The 22451-nt window shown below is 69.1% G+C and carries 25 protein-coding genes; 12 read left to right on the forward strand and 13 right to left on the reverse strand.

Annotated features, from left to right (window positions below; all coding sequences use genetic code 11):
• The first annotated feature begins 39 nt into the window (after window positions 1-39).
• Entirely contained in the window at window positions 40-1368 is a 1329-nt protein-coding gene (locus AVZ66_RS05245) for a glycerate kinase (protein ID WP_058982487.1), read from the forward strand.
• 4 nt (window positions 1369-1372) lie between these two features.
• On the opposite strand, the gene AVZ66_RS05250 is transcribed toward AVZ66_RS05245, so the two are convergent.
• Both AVZ66_RS05250 and AVZ66_RS05255 read right to left on the reverse strand, forming a co-directional pair.
• Complete coding sequence (locus AVZ66_RS05250; RefSeq protein WP_082678774.1) at window positions 1373-1774, reverse strand: hypothetical protein; 402 nt, start codon at window positions 1772-1774, stop codon at window positions 1373-1375.
• Window positions 1775-1846: 72 nt separating this feature from the next.
• A complete protein-coding gene (locus AVZ66_RS05255; protein ID WP_058982491.1) occupies window positions 1847-2716 on the reverse strand; it encodes a universal stress protein in 870 nt (289 codons plus the stop codon).
• 197 nt (window positions 2717-2913) lie between these two features.
• Between AVZ66_RS05255 and AVZ66_RS05260 the strand changes: the two genes are divergently transcribed.
• From AVZ66_RS05260 to AVZ66_RS05270, 3 genes are all read left to right on the forward strand, one after another.
• On the forward strand, window positions 2914-3960 hold the full coding sequence (locus tag AVZ66_RS05260) for a PAS domain-containing sensor histidine kinase (RefSeq protein ID WP_157575615.1): 1047 nt from the start codon (window positions 2914-2916) through the stop codon (window positions 3958-3960).
• Between the two features lie 85 nt (window positions 3961-4045).
• Window positions 4046-5197, forward strand: a complete 1152-nt coding sequence (locus AVZ66_RS05265; protein WP_058982496.1) for a 3-ketoacyl-CoA thiolase — start codon at window positions 4046-4048, stop codon at window positions 5195-5197.
• Window positions 5194-5559, forward strand: coding sequence for a Zn-ribbon domain-containing OB-fold protein (locus AVZ66_RS05270; protein WP_058982498.1), 366 nt, complete (start codon window positions 5194-5196; stop codon window positions 5557-5559). Before AVZ66_RS05265 ends, AVZ66_RS05270 begins: the two co-directional genes overlap by 4 nt.
• Before the next feature lie 3 nt (window positions 5560-5562).
• On the opposite strand, the gene AVZ66_RS05275 is transcribed toward AVZ66_RS05270, so the two are convergent.
• The 3 genes from AVZ66_RS05275 to AVZ66_RS05285 form a co-directional block, all read right to left on the reverse strand.
• On the reverse strand, window positions 5563-6132 hold the full coding sequence (locus AVZ66_RS05275) for a hypothetical protein (RefSeq protein ID WP_058982500.1): 570 nt from the start codon (window positions 6130-6132) through the stop codon (window positions 5563-5565).
• Entirely contained in the window at window positions 6129-6494 is a 366-nt protein-coding gene (locus AVZ66_RS05280) for a hypothetical protein (protein WP_058982502.1), read from the reverse strand. The genes AVZ66_RS05275 and AVZ66_RS05280 overlap by 4 nt, the downstream gene beginning before the upstream one ends.
• Window positions 6495-6687: 193 nt before the next feature.
• Complete coding sequence (locus AVZ66_RS05285; protein WP_058982505.1) at window positions 6688-7785, reverse strand: NADH:flavin oxidoreductase/NADH oxidase; 1098 nt, start codon at window positions 7783-7785, stop codon at window positions 6688-6690.
• Between the two features lie 132 nt (window positions 7786-7917).
• Between AVZ66_RS05285 and AVZ66_RS05290 the strand changes: the two genes are divergently transcribed.
• Complete coding sequence (locus tag AVZ66_RS05290; protein ID WP_058982507.1) at window positions 7918-8586, forward strand: hypothetical protein; 669 nt, start codon at window positions 7918-7920, stop codon at window positions 8584-8586.
• Here AVZ66_RS05290 and AVZ66_RS05295 read toward each other — a convergent pair.
• Both AVZ66_RS05295 and AVZ66_RS05300 read right to left on the reverse strand, forming a co-directional pair.
• Window positions 8583-8846, reverse strand: a complete 264-nt coding sequence (locus tag AVZ66_RS05295) for a hypothetical protein (protein ID WP_058982509.1) — start codon at window positions 8844-8846, stop codon at window positions 8583-8585. The genes AVZ66_RS05290 and AVZ66_RS05295 overlap by 4 nt on opposite strands.
• Window positions 8847-8933: 87 nt before the next feature.
• A complete protein-coding gene (locus AVZ66_RS05300) occupies window positions 8934-9575 on the reverse strand; it encodes a nitroreductase family protein (protein WP_058982511.1) in 642 nt (213 codons plus the stop codon).
• Between the two features lie 142 nt (window positions 9576-9717).
• Here AVZ66_RS05300 and AVZ66_RS05305 point away from each other — a divergent pair, with 142 nt between their 5' ends.
• Window positions 9718-10323 carry a TetR/AcrR family transcriptional regulator gene (locus AVZ66_RS05305; RefSeq protein ID WP_058982513.1) on the forward strand — a complete coding sequence of 202 codons (606 nt, stop codon included), beginning with the start codon at window positions 9718-9720 and terminating at the stop codon, window positions 10321-10323.
• A gap of 3 nt (window positions 10324-10326) precedes the next feature.
• Here the strand turns inward: AVZ66_RS05305 and AVZ66_RS05310 are convergent, their stop codons facing one another.
• Together AVZ66_RS05310 and AVZ66_RS05315 are read right to left on the reverse strand one after the other, a co-directional pair.
• Window positions 10327-10683, reverse strand: a complete 357-nt coding sequence (locus AVZ66_RS05310; RefSeq protein WP_058982515.1) for a DsrE family protein — start codon at window positions 10681-10683, stop codon at window positions 10327-10329.
• A 79-nt stretch (window positions 10684-10762) separates the two neighbouring features.
• Window positions 10763-12193, reverse strand: a complete 1431-nt coding sequence (locus AVZ66_RS05315; RefSeq protein WP_058982517.1) for a dihydrolipoyl dehydrogenase — start codon at window positions 12191-12193, stop codon at window positions 10763-10765.
• Between the two features lie 99 nt (window positions 12194-12292).
• Here AVZ66_RS05315 and AVZ66_RS05320 point away from each other — a divergent pair, with 99 nt between their 5' ends.
• Window positions 12293-12976 carry a haloacid dehalogenase type II gene (locus AVZ66_RS05320; protein WP_058982519.1) on the forward strand — a complete coding sequence of 228 codons (684 nt, stop codon included), beginning with the start codon at window positions 12293-12295 and terminating at the stop codon, window positions 12974-12976.
• A gap of 79 nt (window positions 12977-13055) precedes the next feature.
• Entirely contained in the window at window positions 13056-13925 is an 870-nt protein-coding gene (locus tag AVZ66_RS05325) for a transcription initiation factor IIB family protein (protein ID WP_058982520.1), read from the forward strand.
• Window positions 13926-13935: 10 nt separating this feature from the next.
• On the opposite strand, the gene AVZ66_RS05330 is transcribed toward AVZ66_RS05325, so the two are convergent.
• The gene (locus tag AVZ66_RS05330; protein WP_058982523.1) at window positions 13936-14709 is read right to left on the reverse strand and encodes a nitrilase-related carbon-nitrogen hydrolase; all 774 of its coding nucleotides are present in this window, start codon (window positions 14707-14709) and stop codon (window positions 13936-13938) included.
• A gap of 95 nt (window positions 14710-14804) precedes the next feature.
• On the opposite strand from AVZ66_RS05330, the gene AVZ66_RS05335 reads away from it, so the two are divergent.
• The gene (locus tag AVZ66_RS05335) at window positions 14805-16250 is read left to right on the forward strand and encodes an aldehyde dehydrogenase (RefSeq protein ID WP_058982525.1); all 1446 of its coding nucleotides are present in this window, start codon (window positions 14805-14807) and stop codon (window positions 16248-16250) included.
• Here AVZ66_RS05335 and AVZ66_RS05340 read toward each other — a convergent pair.
• Window positions 16240-17529: an MFS transporter gene (locus tag AVZ66_RS05340; RefSeq protein ID WP_082678775.1), complete on the reverse strand. Its 1290-nt coding sequence runs from the start codon at window positions 17527-17529 to the stop codon at window positions 16240-16242. The genes AVZ66_RS05335 and AVZ66_RS05340 overlap by 11 nt on opposite strands.
• Window positions 17530-17561: 32 nt before the next feature.
• On the reverse strand, window positions 17562-18359 hold the full coding sequence (locus AVZ66_RS05345) for a ZIP family metal transporter (protein ID WP_058982529.1): 798 nt from the start codon (window positions 18357-18359) through the stop codon (window positions 17562-17564).
• A 107-nt stretch (window positions 18360-18466) separates the two neighbouring features.
• On the opposite strand from AVZ66_RS05345, the gene AVZ66_RS05350 reads away from it, so the two are divergent.
• The 3 genes from AVZ66_RS05350 to AVZ66_RS05360 all read left to right on the forward strand — a co-directional run bounded on the left by AVZ66_RS05350 (window position 18467) and on the right by AVZ66_RS05360 (window position 21988).
• Entirely contained in the window at window positions 18467-18769 is a 303-nt protein-coding gene (locus tag AVZ66_RS05350; protein WP_058982530.1) for a MazG nucleotide pyrophosphohydrolase domain-containing protein, read from the forward strand.
• A gap of 64 nt (window positions 18770-18833) precedes the next feature.
• On the forward strand, window positions 18834-20930 hold the full coding sequence (locus AVZ66_RS05355; RefSeq protein WP_058984645.1) for an acetate--CoA ligase family protein: 2097 nt from the start codon (window positions 18834-18836) through the stop codon (window positions 20928-20930).
• Window positions 20927-21988, forward strand: a complete 1062-nt coding sequence (locus tag AVZ66_RS05360; RefSeq protein WP_058982532.1) for a phosphotransacetylase family protein — start codon at window positions 20927-20929, stop codon at window positions 21986-21988. Before AVZ66_RS05355 ends, AVZ66_RS05360 begins: the two co-directional genes overlap by 4 nt.
• On the opposite strand, the gene AVZ66_RS05365 is transcribed toward AVZ66_RS05360, so the two are convergent.
• Window positions 21985-22380 (reverse strand): chemotaxis protein CheW, encoded by a 396-nt coding sequence (locus tag AVZ66_RS05365; RefSeq protein ID WP_058982535.1) that lies wholly within the window; start codon window positions 22378-22380, stop codon window positions 21985-21987. The genes AVZ66_RS05360 and AVZ66_RS05365 overlap by 4 nt on opposite strands.
• Window positions 22381-22451: the final 71 nt, after the last annotated feature.

Consider the following 22451-nt stretch of genomic DNA (forward strand, 5'->3'; position numbering starts at 1 on the left):
TCCCCGGTGGTTTTGCCACGTCGCTGCGTCGCGTCGTGTATGGTGGACATCCGAGACCGAGCGGCGCTCGCCGACACGCCCGCCCGCGAGACGGCGCTGGCGTGCGTCGCCGCCGGCATCGACGCGGCGCGTCCCGACCGCGTCGTTGCCGACGAACTCGCAGTCGATGGAGCCACGCTCCGCATCGCGGATGCGACCTACGACCTCGCCGACTACGACCGCGTCGTCGTACTCGGCGGCGGGAACGCAGCCGCACACGTCGCTCGCGCGCTCGCTGACGTGCTCGGTGACCGACTCGACGGCGGGTGCGTCGTGACCGACGACCCCGTAGCAGTGCCGGGCGTCGACGTGCTCCCCAGCGACCACCCCGTGCCCTCCGAACGCGGCGTCGAATCCACCGCGGAGCTGCTCGCCGCCGCCCGCGACTACGGCGAGGAGACGCTCGTGCTCGCGGTGATAACCGGCGGCGGCAGCGCTGTCATGCCCGCGCCGGCCGACGGCCTCTCGCTGTCGGACTTGCAGGAGACGACGGAAGCCCTGCTGCGCTCGGGCGCGACGATTCACGACGTGAACGCCGTCCGCAAGCACTGCTCGGCGCTGAAAGGCGGGCGGCTCGCGCGAGCGCTCGCGCCGGCGACCGTCACGACGCTCGTGTTCAGCGACGTCGTCGGCAACGACCTCGACGTGATTGCGAGCGGGCCGACCGCCCCCGATACGTCGACCTATGGCGACGCGCTGGTCGTGCTGGACGACTACGCGGTCGGCGTTCCGGCCGCCGTCCGCGTCCACCTCGAACGCGGCGCGCGCGGCGACCGCCCCGAGACGCCCAGCAAGGGCGACCCGGCGTTCGAGGACGTTCACACGCACGTACTGGCGGACGGTTCGACCGCACTCGCCGCTGCGCGTGCCGCCGCCAGCGAACGCGGCTACGAGCCGCTCGTGTTGTCCTCGCGCATCGAGGGCGAAGCCCGCGAAGTCGGCGGCGTCCACGCCGCGATTGCCAGCGAGGCCGCGGCCACGGGCGACCCCGTCGAACCGCCCGCAGTCGTCCTCTCGGGGGGCGAACTCACGGTGACCGTCGTGGGCGACGGCGACGGCGGCCCGAACCAGGAGTGCGCGCTCGCCGCTGCCCACCGGCTCCCCGACGGCGCGGCGCTCGCGTGCGTGGACACGGACGGCATCGACGGCGCGAGCGAGTACGCCGGCGCGCTCGTCGACGGCGAGACGGTCGACGACCCCGCTGATGCCCGCGCGGCGCTCCGCGAGAACGACGCCGGCGGCTTCCTCGCCGACCGGAACGCGCTGATTCGGACGGGACCGACGGGGACGAACGTCAACGACCTGCGCGTGTTGGTCGTGACGGACTGACGGCCTACTGGTCGGCCAGCCACGACAGCGCTTCGCGGTTGCTGGAGAAGATGCGGTACTCGAAGCCGGAGTCGATGGCGTTCAACTGCTCTTCGATGCGCTCGTTGTCCATCTTCGCGATGGCGGAGTCGGCGTAGACGCCGGCGCCCGCGTGGACGCCGTTCTCGATGAGGTTCGGGACCCACGTCTCAGCGAGCCACTGCTTGTCCTCGTCGTCGTGTGCGGCAATCGCCTGCGCGTTCACGACGTACCGCTCGGCGCCCCGGTCGAAGGCGACGTCCGCCCACTCGCGGGCGATGTCGCGGAGCTCCTCGCCGGAGACGTGCGCCTCGTAAGTGAACACGGGGATGCCGTGGTCGTCGTCGACTGCGACGGTGTGTTCGTCAGTCTGCTGTAGCGTTTGCATCGACACTCCGAGACGCGACAATCGCGTACTTGAAGGTTACTCTACAGTTATCGCGCGTGATACCGGCGGCGCCTACACCCAGCGGGAGAGCACGGACTCGTCCGTGTCGCGGTGGACCGTCAGCACGGGCCCGGACTCGCCGTCTCGCTCGACGTCGTCGGTCGTCGACCCGAACAGGAACCGCCTGAGCCGCCCCTTCTCGGGCGCGCCCAGCACGGTCACGTCGTGGTAGCTGGCGTGCTCGATGATTTCGTCGGCGGGTTCGGCGGCTTCGACGACGTGGTGGTCGACGTCGACGTCGTCGCCGAGGCGGTGCTCGTAGGCGTCCAGCAGGGCGTCCGCGTCCCCCTTCTCCTGTTCGGTGGCGTCCTCGCCGACGACGTGGAAGACCTCTATCCAGCAGCCGGTAGCGCGCGCAATCGCCTCCGCGATTCGCGTCGCCAGCCCCGAGTGGGGCCCCTTCGCCACGGGGACGAGGATGCTAGACGGCGACTCGAAGTCGTCCATGCGCGTCCCGACGACGGTGTGACACCCCGACGCGACCGTCTGCTCGTCGCGCCCGCGAGCGAAGAACTCCCGCTCCTCGCGGTCGACGACGGTCGCCGTTATCGAGTGCGCGTCGACGAACGAGTCCAAGACGCCCTTCGAGAACTCCGACTCGAACTGCGTCACGGGGACCGAGAACTCCTCGCGCAGTTCTAGTTCCAGTTCCGCCTCGTGACGGAGTTCGTCGCCATTCACGGAGTCGCCACCGGCGATGGCGTGCAGGAGGTACAGTTCGCCGTCGCTCCCGAACGCGATGCTCGCGCCGAGCCGACTCGTCTCCGTCCGGTTCGCCGCCTCGCAGAACGGGACGAGCACGCGCTGCTCGTCGGACGGCCAGTCCACGCCGTCGTGGTCGAGCACCTGCGGCCACGGCCGGTCCTCGGAGTTGATGCTCATTAGCCGCCGGTTCGACCGAGGGAGTAATAAAGTATCCCGTTCGCGCCACACTCGGAAAATTCGTACGTACAGATAATACGGAAAGTACGTGATGTACGCAGGATATTAGAAATAGATAGCGAACAATTATATTGTAATATGTCTCTTTACCACTAGTACGGGAAGAAACATATGTGGGGCGGGTGGACGTGGTAACGATGGACGAAACCGATGCTGGTCCCCTCGAAACTCGAGAGGACGGCGGTCGCTTCCGGTATCTCTTCGAGAACGTACAGGACGCCGTCGTGGAGTTCGAACTGCACGGCGAGGAACCGGTCGTCGCGAGGGTCAACGACTCGTTCTGCGAGATGTTCGGCGTGGAGCGCGGGTCGGTCGTGGGCGCGTCGCTGAACGACCTCATCGTCCCGAACGAGCGGATGACCGAGAGCAATCGCTTCGACCAGCGCACCGCCGCGGGCAAGCCGAACTACGCCATCGTCGACCGGCGCACGGAGGACGGCCTGAAGACGCTTCTGTACCGCGGCATCCCCTACGACGGCGGCGACGGCGGGTTCGCCCTCTACACCGACCTCACCGACGAGATTCGCCAAGAGCGCGAACTCGCGGTGCTCAACCGCGTGCTCCGGTACAATCTCTCCGAGGACATCGACGCGCTGCTCGACCACGCCGAACGCCTCGCTGACGGCGTCGAGGACCCGGAACTGGTCGACGCAGCGCGCGGCGTCCGGGAGCGCGCGCTCGCACTCGACCGCACCAGCGAGGAAGCGCGCGACATCGAGCGCGTACTGGACGCCGACCCCGACCTCGAACCGACGGACCTCGGGGACGCGGTGGCGGCGGCGCTCAACGACGTGCCGCTAGCGGACTACGCCGACGTGACTGTCGACGTCGACGACGCGCCAGCCGTCCTGTCGGCCGGCCACCTCGACCGCGCGGTCGCCGCGCTCGTCGACAACGCGATTCGGTACACCGACGACCAGACGCCAACGGTGCAGATTCGGGGGCGCCGCACGGACAGCGGGGTCGCACTCACGGTGAGCGACGACGGTCCCGGGCTCCCGGACAAAGAGCGGCGCCTCCTCACGGGGGACATCGAACTGACGCCGCTGGACCACGGAAGCGGTCTCGGCCTGTGGCTGGTGCGCTGGATTGCGACCGCGTACGACGGCGCGGTCACCTACGAGGAGCGCGCGGGCGGCGGGAGCGACGTCACGCTCGAACTCCGCGCCGCACCGGGCCGCTGAACGCCAGCGCGCCGATTCGCGGCTCGGGCGCGTTCGTCGGCGTGAACGTGAAAGCGTAAAGACCCCGCTCCGAGACGGTGCGGGTATGGACCGCGTAGCAATCATCGGTGCGTCGATGACGACGTTCGGCGACCGCGACGCGTGGGTGCGGGAGTTGCTGGCGGAGGCCGGCGACGCCGCCCTGCGGGACGCGGGCGTGGACGGCGACGACCTCGACCACCTCTACGTCTCGAACATGGCCAGCGGCGAGTTCGAGGGACAGACCGGCGTCCCGAACGCGCTCGCCCACGACCTCGGCGCGCTCGGCGCGTACACCCAGCGCGTCGACCAGACGAGCGCGTCCGGCGGCGCGGGCATCTACGCCGCGTGGCAGTCCGTCGCCTCCGGCGCCAGCGACATGACGCTGCTCGTCGGCGGCGAGAAGATGACCCACAAGACCACCGGCGAAGCCACGGACGTCATCGCGAGCCTCACGCATCCCGTGGAGTACAAGCACGGCGTCACGCTCCCGAGTTTCGCGGGCCTCACCGCGCGCAAGTACCTCGACGAGTACGACGCGCCCCGCGAGAGCCTCGGGCAGGTCGCCGTGAAGAACCACCGCAACGGCGTCGACAACCCCCACGCGCAGTTCCGCAAGGAGGTCGACCTGGAGACCGTCCTCGAAAGCCCAATCGTCGCGGACCCTCTCCGGCTGTACGACTTCTGCCCGATTACGGACGGCAGCGCGGCGCTGCTGTTCTGCCCGGAGTCCGTCGCCGAGCAGTACGCCGACGACTACGTGGTCGTCTCCGGCATCGGCGGCGCGACGGACACGCACGTCGTCCACGAGCGCGACGACCCGACGACGATGAACGGCGTCGTCGAGTCCTCCGACATCGCCTACGAGATGGCCGACCGCGGCCCCGAGGACGTCGACTTCGCGGAGCTCCACGACATGTTCACGATTCTGGAGTTCCTCCAGAGCGAGGACCTCGGCTTCTTCGAGAAGGGAGAGGGCTGGAAGGCCGTCGAAGAGGGCGTCACGGACCGCGACGGCGACCTCCCCATCAACACCTCTGGAGGGTTAAAGTCGAAGGGCCACCCGCTCGGCGCGAGCGGCGTCGCACAGGCGTACGAACTCTACGTGCAGTTGCTCGGCGACGCGGGCGACCGACAGGTCGAGGGCGATGTCGGCCTCGCGTGCAACGTCGGCGGCTTCGGCAACTGCGTGACCACCACCATCCTCGAACAGCCATGAGCTTCGACGCACACCGCTGCCCGAACGGCCACGTCACGTACCCCGGACACACGCGCTGCCCGGAGTGCGGGGAAGAACAGACCGAGACCGTCGACCTCGCCGACCGCACCGGCACGGTCGTCACGTGGACGACCTCCACGGCGACGCCACCGGGCGTCCGCGAGCCAAACCACCTCGCAATCGTCGAGTTCGAGGTGCAGGGCGAGAGCGTGCGCGCGCTCGGCCAGCTCACGACCGCCGACGGCGTCGAAATCGGCGACGACGTCGAACCAGTGTACGAGGAAGAGCTACGCGACCCCGAAGCGGGCATCCGCGAGCCCGACAGCCAAGCGTGGGACGGCTACCGGTTCGAGCCGGTCTAGTTGTCACTCGAGGCGGTCTCGTAACTGCGCAACGTAGGGGCTGTTGCCCCAGCTCCGGTGTGGACCAATCGTTTCCAACAGCGTTCGCGCGTCGTCGTTGCTCATGTGGCCGTTGCGAGCGTAGTCACAGACGAGCCGCGGCGTCGGAACGATTCGTGGCCCCTGCAAGACCGCGTGGACGAGCGGGAAGTTCGTTCCGCCGAACTCGTCGGTGAGGAAGCTATCGACGGCGAGCGCGTTCGCCAGAACGATTCCATCGGTTTCCCCGTCGTCGAGACCGAACGTCGGACGCGAGTTCGGCGTGTCGTCACGCTCGTAGGGGTCTTCGACGGTGTAGTAGTCGCGAGCCGCGAGGACGTTCGTCGCTGCGGCGCCGTGAATATCCTGGTACTGCGTGAGCTCTTGGAGTTCCGTGACGACTTCCGGCGGGATGGAGATGTCACACGAGGTGAGCAGGAACTGCAGCGGGTCCGGAGCGGCACCGGTATCGTACGTCGCGTCGGCACGGGGCACAGCCAGACTGACGAGCGCGCTCGTGTCGGCGACGACCGTCCGCAGTCGGTGGCCGGTCATCGCTCGTCGTCGGCGTCGTCGACCGCCGTCGCATCGTCACCGTAGATGTCGACGTCCTCGGGCGCGTCAAGGTCTAGTGGCTCGTCTTCGAGGTCGGCCTTGAGGAGGCGGAGGCGCTGGGCGGTTTCGGTGCCGACCAGTTGCTTGACGGTCTCGAATTCGAGCTGGTCGTCGTAGTACTTCGTCGCAACCAGTTCTTGGAACGTCTCGCTGTCGGCTGTCTCTTCGAGATACTCGCGAATCGCTTCGACGAGCAGGTCCGTCCGGTCGGTATCGAAGAGGTCGGCGACCGCGTCGAGCCGCTCGACGAGGTACTCCGGGGACTGGAAGTGTACCCGTCGTGGCTCGTCGCTCGCGCTCATAACATGTGCATCTTCTGCACATAGATTGATAACCGTTTCGGCGACTGCACACAGCTTGCACATCCACTTCGGCCGCGAGCTGTCGGTCGTCGCTTGCGGTATCGAACTCATCGACCACGGGAGACGGTGTTTCACCCGTCGCGAGCGACGGTCTCGCGTCGAGGACCGGACGACGCACTCGTATTCGGAACGGTCAGAACGCGCGGTGGTATTGGACCGGGACGTCGACTTCGTCTTCGCGGCCGAGTTCCTTCGCGGCGTGCAGCGGGAAGTAGGGGTCGCGGAGGAACTCGCGGCCGACGATAGCGACGTCCGCGCGGTCGTTCCGAATCACGGCGTCGGCCTGCTCGGCAGACGTGATGCCGCCGACCGTGCCGACCTTCACGTCGGTGTCGCGCTCGTTCCGGATCTGTTCGGCGAACCGGAGCTGGTAGTTCGGGCCGACCCACTCGATGTCCTGTGCGGGGTGGATGCCGCCCGAGGAGACGTCGATGAGGTCGGCGCCGACCTCGTAGAGGTCGTCGGCGAGTCGCGCGGACTGCTCGACGTCCCACGAGTCCCGGTCGTCCAGCCAGTCGGTCGCGGAGATGCGCACGAACACGGCGTTGTCCTCGCCCATCTCCTCGCGGACGGCTTCCGTGACCTCGCGCACGATGCGCGTGCGGTTCTCGAAGCTCCCGCCGTACTCGTCGTCGCGGTCGTTCGTCACCGGGGAGAGGAACTCGTGGAGGAGGTAGCCGTGGGCGGCGTGGACCTCCGCGATTTCGAAGCCGGCCTCCCGGGAGCGGCGCGCAGCCTGCCGGAAGGATTCGATTACCTCGTCGATACCGTCTTTGTCGAGGGCTTCGGTCGCTGGCGGCTCCTCGTCGTAGGGCCACGGTTCGTCGGAGGGACCGACGACCGTCCAGCCGCCGTCCTCGGGGGGGACGGGCTCGGAGCCCTCCCACGGTCGGGACTTCGAGCCCTTCCGGCCGGCGTGCGCGAGCTGGATGCCCGGCGTCGCGCCGTGGGACTTGACGAAGTCGACGACCGGTTCGATGGCGTCGCGGTGCTCGTCGCTCCAGATGCCGAGGTCTTCGGGCGTGATGCGGCCGCGGGCTTCGACGGCGGTGGCTTCGGTCATCACGATGCCGGCGCCGCCGACGGCCCGCGACCCGAGGTGGACGCGGTGCCAGTCGGTCGCGAGGCCGTCGCGGTCCTCGACGGAGTACTGGCACATCGGGGACACGACGAAGCGGTTGCGGGCGGTCACGTCTCGCAACTCCAGCGGCGAGAACACGTCGTCTGTCATCGAATTCTCGTAGCGCTGCCGGGGCTTTATCGGCGGTGGACGAGGGGGTGTTTGCCGGCTTCGCCCCGAGATTTTATCGCGCGAAGAATACCCAAAATATTTATCGGTTCGGTTGGCGTCCGTACACGTACGATGACAGACAGTTCCCCGGCGCGTGAGTGGGTCGACGACCCGGCCACCTTCGCGGCGGCCCTCGACGACCTCAAGTCCACGGGGTGTCTCCTCCTCGTCCTCGAAGCCGGCGGCAGCGACGCGGGCGGCGACGGTTGCCGGCGCCTCCTCGCCAGCGACCGCGGCGGACGGCGGAAGCGCCTGTTCGTCCGCAGCGAGGCGGACACGCACACGACCAGTTCGTCGCCGACCGGCGACGACCCCGACGAGCGAACGGTCGTCTACCGGTCGGCCGCCCGCGGCGCGGCCGCCGCCCCGCCGGAGCCGTCGATACCGGCGACGACAGTCGCTTCCGACGTAGACGCGCTCGGCGACGCCGTCGAGGACGAAGCCGAGTCGCTGGGCGGCTACGAACCCGGCCAGTTCCGTCTGTGCGTGGACGCGCTCGGCGCACTCCTCGAAGACGACAACCTCCTCAACGTGCTCGAACTCACGAAGACAGTCGGCTCAGTCGCCCGCGAGCGCGACGGCATCGCGCACGTCCACGTCGGCCAGCACGTCCCCGGCATCGCTGTCGAGGGGCTGCTCGGGCAGTTCGACGCCGTGGTCGAAGTCAGCGGGGACGACGACCCCCGGCAGCGCTGGCACCTCCCCGACGAGTCGCTGTCCACGCGCTGGCTGGAGCTCTAGTCTTCTTCGTCGAGTTCCATCCCCTCGGCTTCCGGCGCGTAGTACTCGTCTTCGCCCTTCTCGGCTTCCTCGCCCTCCTCGGCTTCCTTGCGCTCTTCGGCTGCTTCCTCGCCGGCGACCTCGATTTCGGCTTCCACTTCGATGGAGACGCCGGGCGCGTCCAGTTCCGCCTCGAACTCGTCCTCCTCGCCGGCTTCGACTTCGAGTTCGGTCGAGTCGACTTCCACTTCGACCTCGGTGTCGACGTACGTATCGGACATACTCGGAGCCACGCCACGACGACTGGTAAACGGTGTGGCCGGTCGCGCGGCTGTCCGGCGTGAAAAGACTGCAGGAGAGCGGAGCCGTTAGAAGGTCTCGCGGTGGAGGACTTCCTCGACGTCGCGGCGCGGCAGGCGCTCGGGTTCGTCGCCGCCGCTCGGGCCGACCGCAATCAGGACGACCGGAATCGTGTCCTCGGGGAGGTCGACGAACTCCGCGGCGGCCTCGAAGTCGAAGCCGGTCATCGGCGTGGCGGTGAGGTCGCGGGCGTGCGCGGACAGCAGGATGTTCTGCGCGGCCAGCGAGGCGTTGCGAATCGCGTAGTCGCGGCCGGCGCGGTCGGACTCGTAGCCCGCGACGGTCCGCTCTTTCATCGCTTCGCCGGTCTCGGCGTCGACGCGGCCGGCCTCGACCCACTCGTCGAAGACGCGGTCGGCGGTCTTGGGCTCGGTGTGGCCGGCGACGAGAATCGCGGTGCCCGCCTCCCGAATGTGTTCTTGGCCGTTCGCGATGTCGACGAGTTCGTCGAGGCGGTCGTCGTCTCGAATCGCGACGAACTCCCACGGCTGGAGGTTGAACGACGATGGCGCGAGCGTCGCATCCTCGACGATCTCCTCGAGCGTCTTCTCGGCGACGTCCGAGTCCGGGTCGAAGTTGTGCCCGGAGCGGCGACTTCGAAGGACTTCGATGGCGGCGTCGGTTCGCGGCTGCTGGCTGGCTTCTGACATCGAGTTACCATACGTTACCCATACGGAGAGGGCTGGCGGTCCCAGCGCGTCCCGCCGATTGGCGTGCGTCAGCGACCGACACGGGCCCGGCGAGCCCGGCCATCGACATCGCTTTCCCGCTCGGCTGACTATCCGTTCACCGATGGCGGACGCTCACCCGTTCTCCGGCGAGCCAGAGACCACGCGGGAAGCGATAATGCAGGCGACGTTCCGCGCGCTCCGCGAGCACGGCTACGCGGGACTGACGATTCAACGCATCGGCGACCACTTCGAGAAGAGCAAGTCGCTGCTGTACCACCACTACGACAGCAAGGACGAACTCCTGTTGGACTTCCTGGAGTACATGCTCGCGGAGTTCGAGCAGGCCGCGCCCGACGACGACCTGCCGCCCCGCGAACACCTCGACGCGATTCTCGACCACGTGCTCGCCACCGAGTACCCCGACGAGCGACACGAGTTCACGAAAGCGATGGTCGAACTGCGCGCGCAGGCCGCCCACGACGAGCGCTACCGCGACCACTTCACGCGCAGCGACGACTCCTTCCGCGACGAACTCGCGGGCATCGTCCGCGAGGGCGTCGAAACTGGCGCGTTCCGCGATGTCGATCCGGATAGCGTCGCGTCCGTTCTGCTGACGCTCGTCAACGGCGCGATGAACCAGCGCGTCACCGCCGAGAACGCGCGCACCGAGACCGTCCGCGAGGAAGTCGACGCCTACCTCGAATCGCGAGTGCTGGCCGACGAGTAGGCCTCAGAACGTGATAATCTCGTAGTCGTCGTCGACGAGCGAGCGGATGCTCGGGTGGCCGTCGTGTTCGTCGACGGTGACGACGCCGGCGTCAGCGACGGCGTCCTCGACGCCGAACGCGCCCGAACAGTGGTCGCACGCGGAGCTGTCGTCCTTGACGGCGGCGTAGAGGTCGTGGTAGTCGTGGTCGGGGTCTTCGAGTTCCGGAATCCACTGCGTGCCCGCGCCGTCGAAGATGAGTTCGAGGTCGTCCTCGGGGTTCTCGGCGAACTCGCGGGCGGCTTCGAGGCCGTTGACGAGCCGACCGAGGTTGCTGTGTCCGTCCGTCCCTGCCAGAATCACGATTGCTGCTTTCGTCATTGCGTCCCCACCGACGAGCGCCGCCCACAAAAGGTCGCGCGAACGGACCGGTAACGGGGTTACGGGTCCGTAATCCCGGTCAGTGGTGGTGTTCGTGGCCGCCGCGCGAGAACTGCCCGGAGAACGCGCGCTGGACGACCTCCGGGAGCGCGGGATGCACGTGGACGGACTCGCGGATGTCCCGCACGGTCCCGGACCCGGCTTTCATCGCGGTGACAACCTCCTGAATCAGCGTCGACGCCTCCGGGCCGATAATGTGACAGCCCAGAATCTCGCCGTCGAGGTCGACGAGCACCTTCACGAAGCCGTCGGCGTGCATCGCGTCGCCGCGAGCGGTGTCCGCGAAGTCGTAGGTGTTGGTCGCGTACTCCCGGCCCGCGTCCCGGAGTTCGGCTTCGGTGGCGCCGACGCCCGCGACCTCAGGCGACGCGAACACCGCGAACGGCATCGCCGAGTAGTCCACGGGCTCGGCGTCCCGGCCGAAGATGTTGCGCGCGACCGCTTGCGCCTCGTGGTTCGCGCTGTGCTTGAGGAGGTACTCGCCGACCACGTCGCCGAGCGCCCACACGTCCTCGGTGTCGGTTTCGAGGTAGTCGTCGGTCACCACGAACCCGCGGTCGTCGGTCTCGATGCCCGTGGCGTCGAGGTTCAGGGTGTCCGTGTTCGGCGTGCGGCCTGCCGCGACGAGGAGTTCGTCACCCGTGACGGAGATGGTGTCACCGTCCTCGACGACGCCCGCGTCGTCGCCGTATTCGTACTCTCGGGCTTCGAGCGTGACGTCGCCGCCGGACTCGGTGACGCTCGTCGCCTCGTAGCCCGTGTAGACGTCCGCGCGCTCGGCGAAGCGCTCGGTGAACGCGTCGGCCACCTCCTCGTCGGCCTCCGGGAGGAGGCGCGGGCGGCGCCCGACGACCGTGACGTCGCTCCCGAACGCCTCGAAGAAGTGCCCGAGTTCCGCGGCGATGTAGCCACCGCCGACCACGACGAGGTGGTCGGGCGGCGCCTCCAACTGGAGCGCCTCAGTGCTCGTGAGGTAGTCGGTGTCCTCGATGCCGTCGATGGGCGGAATTGCGGGTCGCGTGCCGGCCGCGATTAGTACGGTGTCGGCACGGATGCGCGCACCGTCGTCTTCACCGCCCGAAATCTCGACCTCGTGGTCGGCCACGAAGCGGGCTTCGCCCTCGTAGAGGGTGTGCTGGTTCGACGAGCGCAGACCTCGCCGAATCGACGCCGCATCGTCGCTCACTTCCTCGTTGACTTGCTCCACGATGCCCGCGAAGTCGACGCCGTTCACCTCGGCGTCGATGTCGAACTCGCCGGCGCGCTCGACGGTTTCGAGGACGTCGGCGTGGTAGAGCAGGAGCTTCGAGGGGATGCAGCCGCGGTTCAGGCACGTCCCGCCGAGCGGCCCCCTCTCCACGACGGCGACCGACTGCCCTTGATTGGCGGCGACGTTCGCGACGTCCAGCCCCGACCCCGACCCGACGACCAGAAAGTCGAATTCGTCCATACGGCGTCCAGGGCTGCCGGCGTCAAGAAACCGGCTGCCGTCGCGAACCCCGCCGGTTGGCCCGAGAGTTATCCGGGCCGGCGGTGAAAGCGAGCACGAATGAGCTTCGACCCGGAGCGCGTCACGACGGTGACCTTCGACTCGTACAGCACGCTCGTGGACGTCGACGCGGCCGAGCGCGCGCTCGCCGACCGCGTCGCCGACCCCGAACCAGTCTCCCGGCTGTGGCGGTCGCGGTCGCTGGCGTACACGTTCGTCGCCAATCAAATCGACGCCTACCAGCCGTTCTACGAGATGAACCGCGACGCGCTCCAGTACGCGCTGGACGCCCACGGCGTCGACGTGACGACCGCGGAGCGCGACGAGATTCTCGCGGTCTACCACGAACTGGACGTCTTCGACGACGTGCGCGACGGTCTCGAAGCGCTCGGGCACGCGGGCTACGACTGCTACGTCGTCTCGAACGGCAACCCCGAGATGCTGGCGTCGATGGTCGAGCACGCCGGCATCGGCGACGTGCTCGAAGACACGGTGAGCGCCGACGAGGTGGAGACGTTCAAGCCCAACGCGGAGTTGTACCGCCACGCCGCCGCCCGCACGGGGACGCCCATCGACGAAATCGTCCACGTCACCGCGGGCTGGTTCGACGTGCTCGGCGCGAGCCACGCGGGGATGCAGAGCGCGTGGGTCGACCGGAAGGCGACGCCGTGGGAGCCGTTCGCGGGCGACCCCGACATCACGATTACGGACTTCCACGACCTCGTCGCGGCGCTGTCGGCCTGACCCGCCGACACAGCGGCGCGTGGTATCCGCCTCAACCCCGAGCTATTTGTCCCCGCGTGACACACCAACTGACGATTAGATGACGACCGAAGAGACGAGCGTCGAGCCGCAGGCGGTCGGGGACGCGCTCGACCGAATCAAGTCCGCCGCGACCGTACTCGGGATTCCCGCGGAGACGACCGAGACGGCGGTCGCGGTGTTCCGACGACACCGCGACCAGCAAGCGGTCCACGCGCACCACGTCGCGACGACGTCGGCAGCGTGTCTCTACGTCGCCTGCAAGGTCGAACGAGTCCCACGCACGGTCGACGAATTCGTGGAGGCTACCGACGTCGACCGCACGCAACTACTTCGCCGCGCGAAGGAGGTCACCAGCGAACTCGGCATCGACCTCTCGGGGTTCGCGGACGCCTCCCAGTACGTCGACCGGTACGCCGGGGAACTCGCGCTCCCGGAGGGCGTCGCCGAGCGCGCCCGCGAAATCGTCGACCACTGCGAGGAGGCCGGCATCGCGGGCGGGAAGTCCCCGAGCGGGTGGGCGGCGGCCGCCATCTACAACGCCTGCGTGGAAGCCGACATGAAGGTCCGGCAGGACACGCTCACGGAACTGGCGGACGTCACGCACGTCACCATCCGGAACCGCTACAAGGAGCAACGTGAGGTGTTGCGAGAGCGGAATCCGCCGCCCGCGACGGCGATGGCGGCCATCGACTGGTACTGCGAGTACCTGCCCGCCTCCGAGTACGTCGCGAGTACGGCGCGGGACCTGCTGACGGCAGCGACTGACAAGCACTCCGTCGACGACGAACCGGCCGCGTGGGCCGCTGCCGCGCTCCGCGTCGCCGGGGAGCGCGCCGGCTCACCGTTCGGGATGAAGGCGCTGAAGACGCCCGCGGGCTGTTCTTCCTCGGACATCCACGAGCGCGCCGCCGACCTCGAATCGCTGTAGTCGGCGGCGTTCACGCTCCGTCGAACACGCCGACGAACTCGCGCTGTTCTGCCAGAATCTCGCGGTCGAGGTCGGCGACGAGTGTGCGTTCGTCGCGGTTGAGCGCGGCGCTGACGGCGCCGTCGGGTCGCACGACAGCGGACGCGCCGGCGTAGTCGACGGCGCGGGCGTCGGGGAGTTCGCGGCGGCCGGTGCGGCCGCAGCCGACGACCCAGCGCACGCCGTCGAGGGCGCGGGCGCGCAGGAGGAGTCGCCAGTTCTCGCTGTGCGCGCCCGGCCACGCGCCGACGACGAAGAGGGCGTCGACGCGCTCGCGGGCGAACTCGGCGCTGACGTCCACGAAGTTGAGGTCGTAGCAGGTCACGATGCCCGTCTCGCCAGCGGGCGTCGACACCGTCACGGCCTCGTCACCGGCGGCGAGCACGTCGGCTTCGCCGCCCCAGAGGTTGCGCTTCCGGTAGAAGGTGCGGTCGCCGTCGGGTGTGACGTAGCCGACGGTGTTGTAGTAGTCGTCGCCGGCGTCTTCGACGAACCCGGCGAGCACGCTCACGTCGTAGTCGGCGGCCGACGCGGCGAGTCGGTCGAGTTCGTCGCCGTCGCGAGCGAGCGCGGTGTCGTAGGCGCGTTCGTCGGCGACGAAGCCGGTGAGGGCGTACTCGGGGAACAAGGCGACGTCGACGTGGTCGTCGAGGCCGGCGAGGCGCTCGCCGACGGTGGCGAGGTTCGCTGGCGGGTCGAGGTCCGCGAGGTCGGTCTGACAGGCGGCGACGGTCGGTGTCTGCACGCCGCGGAGTCGGCGCGCAGCGGGCAAAAAGCCGACGGATGGCGTTAATACGAATTTGAGTAAAGTCTTTACCGCGGGCGTGCCAACCCACGTGTATGGAACGAGAGGCCATCCGTCGCCGGGAGCGGCTGTACGTGGGCGGCGAGTGGGTCACGGGGCCGGACACCTTCCCCGTCACCGACCTCGCCGACGGCGGGACGTTCGCCGAAGTCGCCGCGGCCGACGTGGACGCTGCCGACAGCGCGCTCGCCGCCGCCGAGGACGCGAAAGCGACGCTCCGAGACACGACGATTCCCCAGCGCTGCGAGTGGCTGCAGGCCATCGCCGACGGCCTGCGCGACCGCAAGACCGAACTCGCGGAAGTCATCGTCCGCGAGGCCGGCAAGCCAATCTCCTCGGCCCGCGGGGAGGTCGACAGCGCCGCCGAGCGCTTCGAGCGCGCGAAAGAGGAGATTCGCCACCTCAAGGGCGAGTACCGCGAGGGCACCACCAGCGGCCACGAGGGCTGGGAGGCCATCGTGAAACACGAGCCGGTCGGCGCCGTGCTCTGTATCACGCCGTACAACTACCCGCTGGCGACGACGGCGCTGCAGGTCGCGCCCGCGCTGGCCGCGGGCAACGCGGTCGTCCTGAAGCCCGCGAGCAAGACGCCCGTCAGCGCCGCCATCCTCGCGGAAATCGTCGACGCTGCGGGCCTGCCCGACGGCGCGTTCAACTTCGTGCCGGGGAAGGCCAGCGTCATCGGCGACGAACTCGCCGGCGACGACCGCGTGAACGCCATCGCGATGACCGGCTCGTCGGGCGCCGGCAAGCACGTCGCCTACGAGTCCGGGATGGTAAACCTCCACATGGAGCTCGGCGGGAACGCGCCCGCTGTCGTCTTCGAGGACGCGGACCTCGACGAGGCCGCCGGCGCGGCCGCGAAGGGGTCGCTGAAGTACGCCGGCCAGCGCTGTTCGGCCATCTCGCGCGTGCTCGCTCACGAGTCCGTCCACGACGACCTCGTCGAGCGCATCGACGCCGGGATGGACGACTGGGTGCAGGGCGACCTCTTCGACGAGGACACCGACCTCGGCCCGCTCATCAGCGAAGACCAGGCGGACTGGGTGGAGGAACTGGTCGATGACGCCGTCGACCGCGGCGCGACGGTCGTGCGCGGCGGCGACCGCCACGAGCAGGAGGAGGGCGTCCACGTCTTCGAGCCGACGCTGCTCGCGGACGTCCCGCAGGACGCGCGCATCGTGGACGAGGAGCAGTTCGGCCCCGTCTGCGCGGTGACGACGTTCGAGGACGACGAGGAAGCCCTCGAAATCGCGAACCGGTCGGACCTCGCGCTGGACGCGTGCGTGTTCACGAGCGACTACGACCGCGCGATGCGGATGGCCGAGTACATCGACGCGGGCGCGGTCCGCATCAACGGCGCGCCCTCCCACGGTCTCGGTGACATCCCGTTCGGCGGGAACGAGGACTCCGGCATCGGCCGCGAAGGACTGGACTCCACCATCCACGAGTTCGTCCGAAAGAAGTCCATCATTCTGTAGTCCGGCGGGTCGCCGCCGCGACTACCGCTCCTGCGAGTACGAGCCCGCCAGCGACGGCGAACGCGCCGACGTAGCTGAGTTCTGTGGCGAGGAGACCGCCGACGACGCTGCCGACTGCCGTGCCGAGTCCGCCGAGTGCGGTGTACGCGCCGAGCGCGTCGCCGCGGACCGCGGGCGGCGCGAGTCGCGCGACGATCGTCGTGCCGGTGACGGCGACGACCGCCCACGTCAGACCGACTGCGACGAACAGCACGACCAGTCCCGGGAGCGCGAGCGCACCGAGCACGGCTGCGAACGCGACTGCCGGGAACAGGACGACGCGCGCAGCGAGCGCGACGGTCTGGACGACTTCCGGGCTGCGCGCCGCGGCCAGCGCGCCGACGCGCTCGTAGGCGACCGCGGAGGCCGCACTGGAGACGAGGAACAGCGCGAACACGCTCCCCGACCCGAGGCCGAGGTCGGTCGCGAGATACGACGGGAGCGGGCCGAAGAACACTGCGAACCCCGTGAAGAACAGCGTCGCGGCTGCGAGGTAGCCCGAGAGCGGCGGCGTCAGTCGGGCGGCGAGCGCGCGCGGGTCGAGCCGGCGGAGCGCCCAGAACGACCGCACGCCGGAGAACGGCGCGAGTCGGGCGGCTCGACCCGCGCCGCGCTGGAGGCGCTCGATGGAGACGGTGGCGCGACCGAACCGCACCGCGGAGATGTCCGGGCGGTCGGGCAGCCAGCGCCACGCGAGCACGGTGGCGAGCGCGCACGCCGCCGCGCAGACGTAGAAGAACCAGCGGTGGGCGGTGACTGCGGCCGTGTACTGGCCGGCGACCGTGGTCCACGCCGCGCCGACGAGCAGGCCGGCGAGCCAGCCGTACCCCTGCCACGCGTTCAGCACGCCGATGCGGCGGTCCCACTCCGCGTCGGGGTGGCCGGAGACGACCAGCAGCGCGAGCACGGGCGCGGCCGCGGCGACGGCGAACTGGAGCGCGGCGTTCGCGGCGACGACCGCGGGCAGCGACTCAGCGAGCGGGAGCGCGACGAACGAGACGGCAGACAGGCCGAGACTGACGAGGAGGAATGGCCGGTAGCGACCGGTGCGGGTGGCGAGGGCGCCCCACGCGAGCGCGCCGGGGATGCCGGCGAAGGCGGCGGTCGCGGCGACGACGGCGACGACGAACGCGTCCGCGCCGAGCGCGATGGCGTACAGCGGCACGAGCACGGACGCGGCGCCGACGGCGGCGTAGCCGAGACTCCACGCGACCAGCCAGCGGTCCCCGGTGTCGAACACGCCCGAACCGTCGCAGGGCGGGGACAAATCGCTTACGCGACGAGCAGCGGGAGCATCGCGAGCACGCCGACGACCAGCCCGACGAGCAGTTCGCGGTGGCCGCCGTTCGGGAGGCGGCGACCGACTTCGCGCGCTTCGGGGATGAACTCGGTGAGCACGAGGTAGACCATCGCGCCGCCGGCGAACCCGTAGCCGATGGGGAGCAGCGGGCGCGCGAACTGGACGAACGCGAACGCCAGCACCGCGCCGATTGGCTGGGGGATGCTCGTGAACACGGCGACGCCGACGAGCTTCCAGTGGCGCGCGCCGTGCTCGTGGAGGGGAATCGACACCGCCAGCCCCTCCGGGATGTTGTGGATGGAGATGGCGATGGTCATGAAGACGGCGAGCAGGGGCACGGAGAAGCCCAAAATCGGGTAGCCGCCCTCCAGCCCCATGTCGGCGAAGGAGACGCCGACGGCGACGCCCTCCGGGAACGAGTGGACCGTGAGCACGCCCGCGACGAGCACGAGCTTCTCGAAGTCGGCTTGCGCGATTTCGCGGGGTTCGAACTCGTGGTCGTCGATGACGCGGCGCGCCGCGACGACGAGCGCGACGCCGACGAGCGCGCCCGCGCCGACGTCGAGTGGGGTGCCGTAGTTGAGGCCTTCGCGGAACAGCCCGAACCCGGACGCCGACAGCATGATGCCGGAGGCCAGTCCCCAGAGGGCGACGCGCCAGCGGTCGTCGACGTCGTCGACGAAGAAGAACGGGAGTGCCCCGAGGCCGGTGGCGAGATCCGTCAGCAGGCCCGCGAAGAACACGAACGCGAGCGCTCCCGTCAGTTCCATATCCGAGAACACGAACGTCGCGCGAATAGTTCTTTTCTTTCGAGAAACAATTTTTTGGAAAGCCTAAACCGTGCGAGTGAAGGTGGTTCGGTCTCACCCCTCGGCGTATGGACGAACAAGCCCGTGTCGCCGCGTTCCTCGACGACGAGGAGCTCCACGCACCGCCAGCCAACCGCGTCCTCGACCTCACCAGCGAGGTCGGTGAACTCGCGAAGAACGTCAACGAATCCACCGACTACGGGGCAAATTCGGACGCGGACGTCGACCGCGACGAACTCGGGGACGCCCTGTTCTGCCTGCTCGCGCTCGCCGACGAACTCGACTACGACGCCGGAGCCGCCCTCGACGAGGCGATCGCGAAGTACGAGGACCGGCTCGCTGACTCGGGAAGCGCCGGCTCGGGCGAGTAGGGTTCTCGTTTCGCGGGAGCCGCGGACGCTTTTATGCCTCTGCTGGGCGTCGGTCCACGTGAAGATGGAAGACGACGCAAGCGGGCTGTTCGCGCCCGACAGAGTCGCCGTCGTCGGTGCGACCGACCGAGAGGGGTCTATCGGTCGCGCCATCGTGACGAACCTCGCTGACTTCGACGGCGCCGTCGTCGCCGTCAACCCGGGCCGCGACGAAGTGCTGGGCTACGACTGCTACCCGGACCTCCAGTCCGCCCCCGACACCGACCTCGCGGTCGTCGTCGTCCCGCCGTCGGTGGTGGTCGACGCGGTCCGCGACGCGGGCGAGGCGGGCGTCCGGAACGTCGTCGTCATCACCGCGGGATTCAGCGAGACCGGCAGCGAGGGCGCCGACCGCGAGCGCGAACTCGCGGCCGTCGCCGACGACTACGACCTCGACCTCGTCGGCCCGAACAGCCTCGGCGTGCTCTCCACGCCGTCGAACATGAACGCGACGTTCGGCCCGTCGAACGCGCTCCCGGGTTCGCTGTCGTTCATGAGCCAGTCGGGCGCGTTCATCACGGCCGTACTGGACTGGGCGAACGACCAGGGAATCGGCTTCAAGGACGTCGTCAGCCTCGGGAACAAGGCCGTCATGGACGAGACCGACTTCCTCCGGCAGTGGCACGACGACCCGGAGACGAACGTCGTCCTCGGCTACCTCGAAGGCATCGAGTCAGGCCGCGAGTTCATCGACACCGCCCGCGAGGTCACGCAGGACACGCCCGCGGTCGTCGTGAAGTCCGGCCGCACGGAGGCCGGCGCGCAGGCCGCGTCCTCGCACACGGGGACCATCGCGGGCAGCGAGGCCGCCTACGAGGCGGGATTCGAGCAGGCTGGCGTGGTGCGCGCGGAGAACGTCCAAGAGCTGTTCGACTTCGCGCGCGCTCTCGACGGCCTCCCGCTGCCGGACTCCGAGGAGGTCGCCGTCGTCACGAACGCGGGCGGCCCGGGCGTGATGGCGACGGATGCGGTCGGCGACGCCCGGCTCTCGATGGCGTCGTTCGGCGACGACACGCTCGACGCGCTCTCCGAGTCGCTGCCGGACGCGGCGAATGTCTACAACCCCGTGGACGTGCTCGGGGACGCCGGCGTCGAGCGGTTCACGGACACACTCGACACCGTGCTCGGCTCCGAGGACGTCGGCTGCGCGGTCGTCGTGGCTGCGCCCACGGCAGTCCTCGACTTCGACGACCTCGCGGAGGTCTTGGCCGACAAGCAGGCGGCTCACGGCAAGCCCGTGGTCGCGTGTCTGATGGGCGGCGAACGCACCGAGGCCGCGGCCGACGCGCTCTCGGAGGCGGGCATCCCGAACTACTTCGACCCCGCACGAGCGGTGAGCAGCCTCGACGCGCTCGCCGTCCAGCGCGCCGTCGAGGCCCGCGAGTACGAGGAACCGACCGAGTTCGACGTGGACCGCGAACGCGCCCGAGAGATTCTCGACGCCGCAGCCGAACGGGACTCCCGCCGGCTCGGTGTCGAAGCGATGGACCTGCTGGACGCCTACGGCATCCCGACGCCCGAGGGCGATGTCGTCGACCACCCCGAAGAAGCGGAGGCGGTCGCTCACGACATCGCGGGCGACGTCGTGATGAAAATCGTCAGCCCGGACATCCTCCACAAGTCCGACATCGGCGGCGTGAAAGTCGGCGTCCCCGACGAGGAGGTCCGGGACGCCTACGAGGACCTCGTGACGCGCGCGAAGAACTACCAGCCCGACGCCACCGTGCTCGGTGTCCAGGTGCAGGAGATGGTGGACACCGAAGCCGGGACGGAGACGATTCTCGGGATGAACCGCGACCCCCAGTTCGGGCCGCTCGTGCTGTTCGGGCTGGGCGGCATCTTCGTCGAAGTCCTGGAGGACACGAGCGTCCGCGTCGCGCCCGTCTCCGAGCGCGAGGCCGACGAGATGCTAGACGACCTCGACTCCGCGCCGCTGCTGCGCGGGGCGCGCGGCCGCGAGCCGGCCGACGAGGCAGCAGTTACGGACGCCGTCCAGCGGCTCAGCCAGCTGGTCACCGACTTCCCCGCGATACTGGAACTCGACGTGAACCCGCTGCTGGCGACCGCGGACGGCGTGCAGGCGCTGGACGTCCGACTCACCATCGACCCCGAACAGCTATGAACACGCTACTGGTCACATCCACGGAAGCAGGCACCGGCAAGACCGCGGTCGCGCTCGCGCTGGCGCGGCTCGCGACCGAACGCGGCGACGACGTCGGCTACATGAAGCCCAAGGGCACCCGGCTGGAGAGCAACGTCGGGAAGACCCTCGACGCGGACCCGATGCTCGCCCGCGAACTGCTCGGGCTCGACGCCGAGATGCACGAACTCGAACCCGTCGTCTACTCGCCGACGTTCGTCGAGGGCGCGATTCGCGGCCGCGAGAACCCCGCGGAACTCCGCGAGCGCGTGCGGGATGCCTTCGACGGTCTCGCCGAAGAGAAAGACCTGATGGTGGTAGAAGGCGCCGACGACCTCGCGACCGGCGGCATCGTCGACCTCACCGACGCCGACGTCGCGAAGCTACTGGACGCGGAGGTCGTCGTTCTCTCGAAATACAGCGAACCGGGCGATGTCGATGACGTGCTCGCGGCCGCCGAGGACCTCGGTGACCGCTGCGCGGGCGTCGTCTTCAACGCCGTCCAGGACGCCGTCTACGACGACGTGGAGACAGACGTCGCGCCGTTCCTCGACGGCCGCGACGTGCCCGTGCTCGGCGTGCTCCCGCGGGACGCAGACCTCGCGGGTGTGACGGTCGAAGACCTCGCGACGGAACTCGGCGCCGAGGTACTCACCGAGGACGGCGCGGGGACCGACGAGCGCGTCGAGCGCTTCCTCGTCGGCGCGATGAGCGGGGAAGCCGCGCTGAGTCACTTCCGGCGCACGAAAGACGCCGCGGTCATCACGGGCGGCGACCGCGCGGACGTCCAGACGGCGGCCCTCGACGCCCCCGGTGTAACGTGTCTCGTGCTCACGGGCGGCCACCGGCCCTCGGGCGCGGTCCTCGGGAAAGCCGCAGAGAGCGGCGTGCCCGTTCTCTCGGTGCAGTCGGACACGCTGACGACCGTCGAGCGCGCAGAAGAACTCGTCCGCGGCGGGCGCGTCCGCGACGAACACACCGTCGACCGGATGCAGGAACTGCTCTACGACCACGCCGACGTCGACGCCCTGCTCGACTAGACGAGTGCGTCCGGTTCGACCCAGACGACGAAGCGGTCGTCGCGCCGGATGACGCCGCGCGTCGTCTCGGAGGCCGCGGAGTCGTCGATGTCGTCGGGGTCGACGGACTCGACTTCGTGGACGTCGTCGACCAGCAGGCCCGTGCTCTCGTGGTCGGAGAGCACGACGATGCGACTGCCGTCCGGCGACCCGTCGACGCCGAGTCGGACGCGCGGGTCGACGACCGTCGTCGTCTCGCCGCGGAGGTCGACGACGCCGACCACGTTGGCGTCGGCGTTCGGAATCGCCGTGACGTCCTCCGTCGCGTCCACGATTTCGTCGACGTGCGCGATGTCGATGCAGTAGCGGTCTTCGCCGAGCGAGAACTCCAGCACGTCCGTCTCCGATGTCATACCGCCGAATCTGCCGCCGACCGAATTAAGCGTTGGGTCTACGCCGCCGGAAGTGTCGTCTGTTCAACGTC

The sequence above is a fragment of the Halobacterium sp. CBA1132 genome (assembly GCF_001485535.1).
Lineage (GTDB): Archaea > Halobacteriota > Halobacteria > Halobacteriales > Halobacteriaceae > Halobacterium.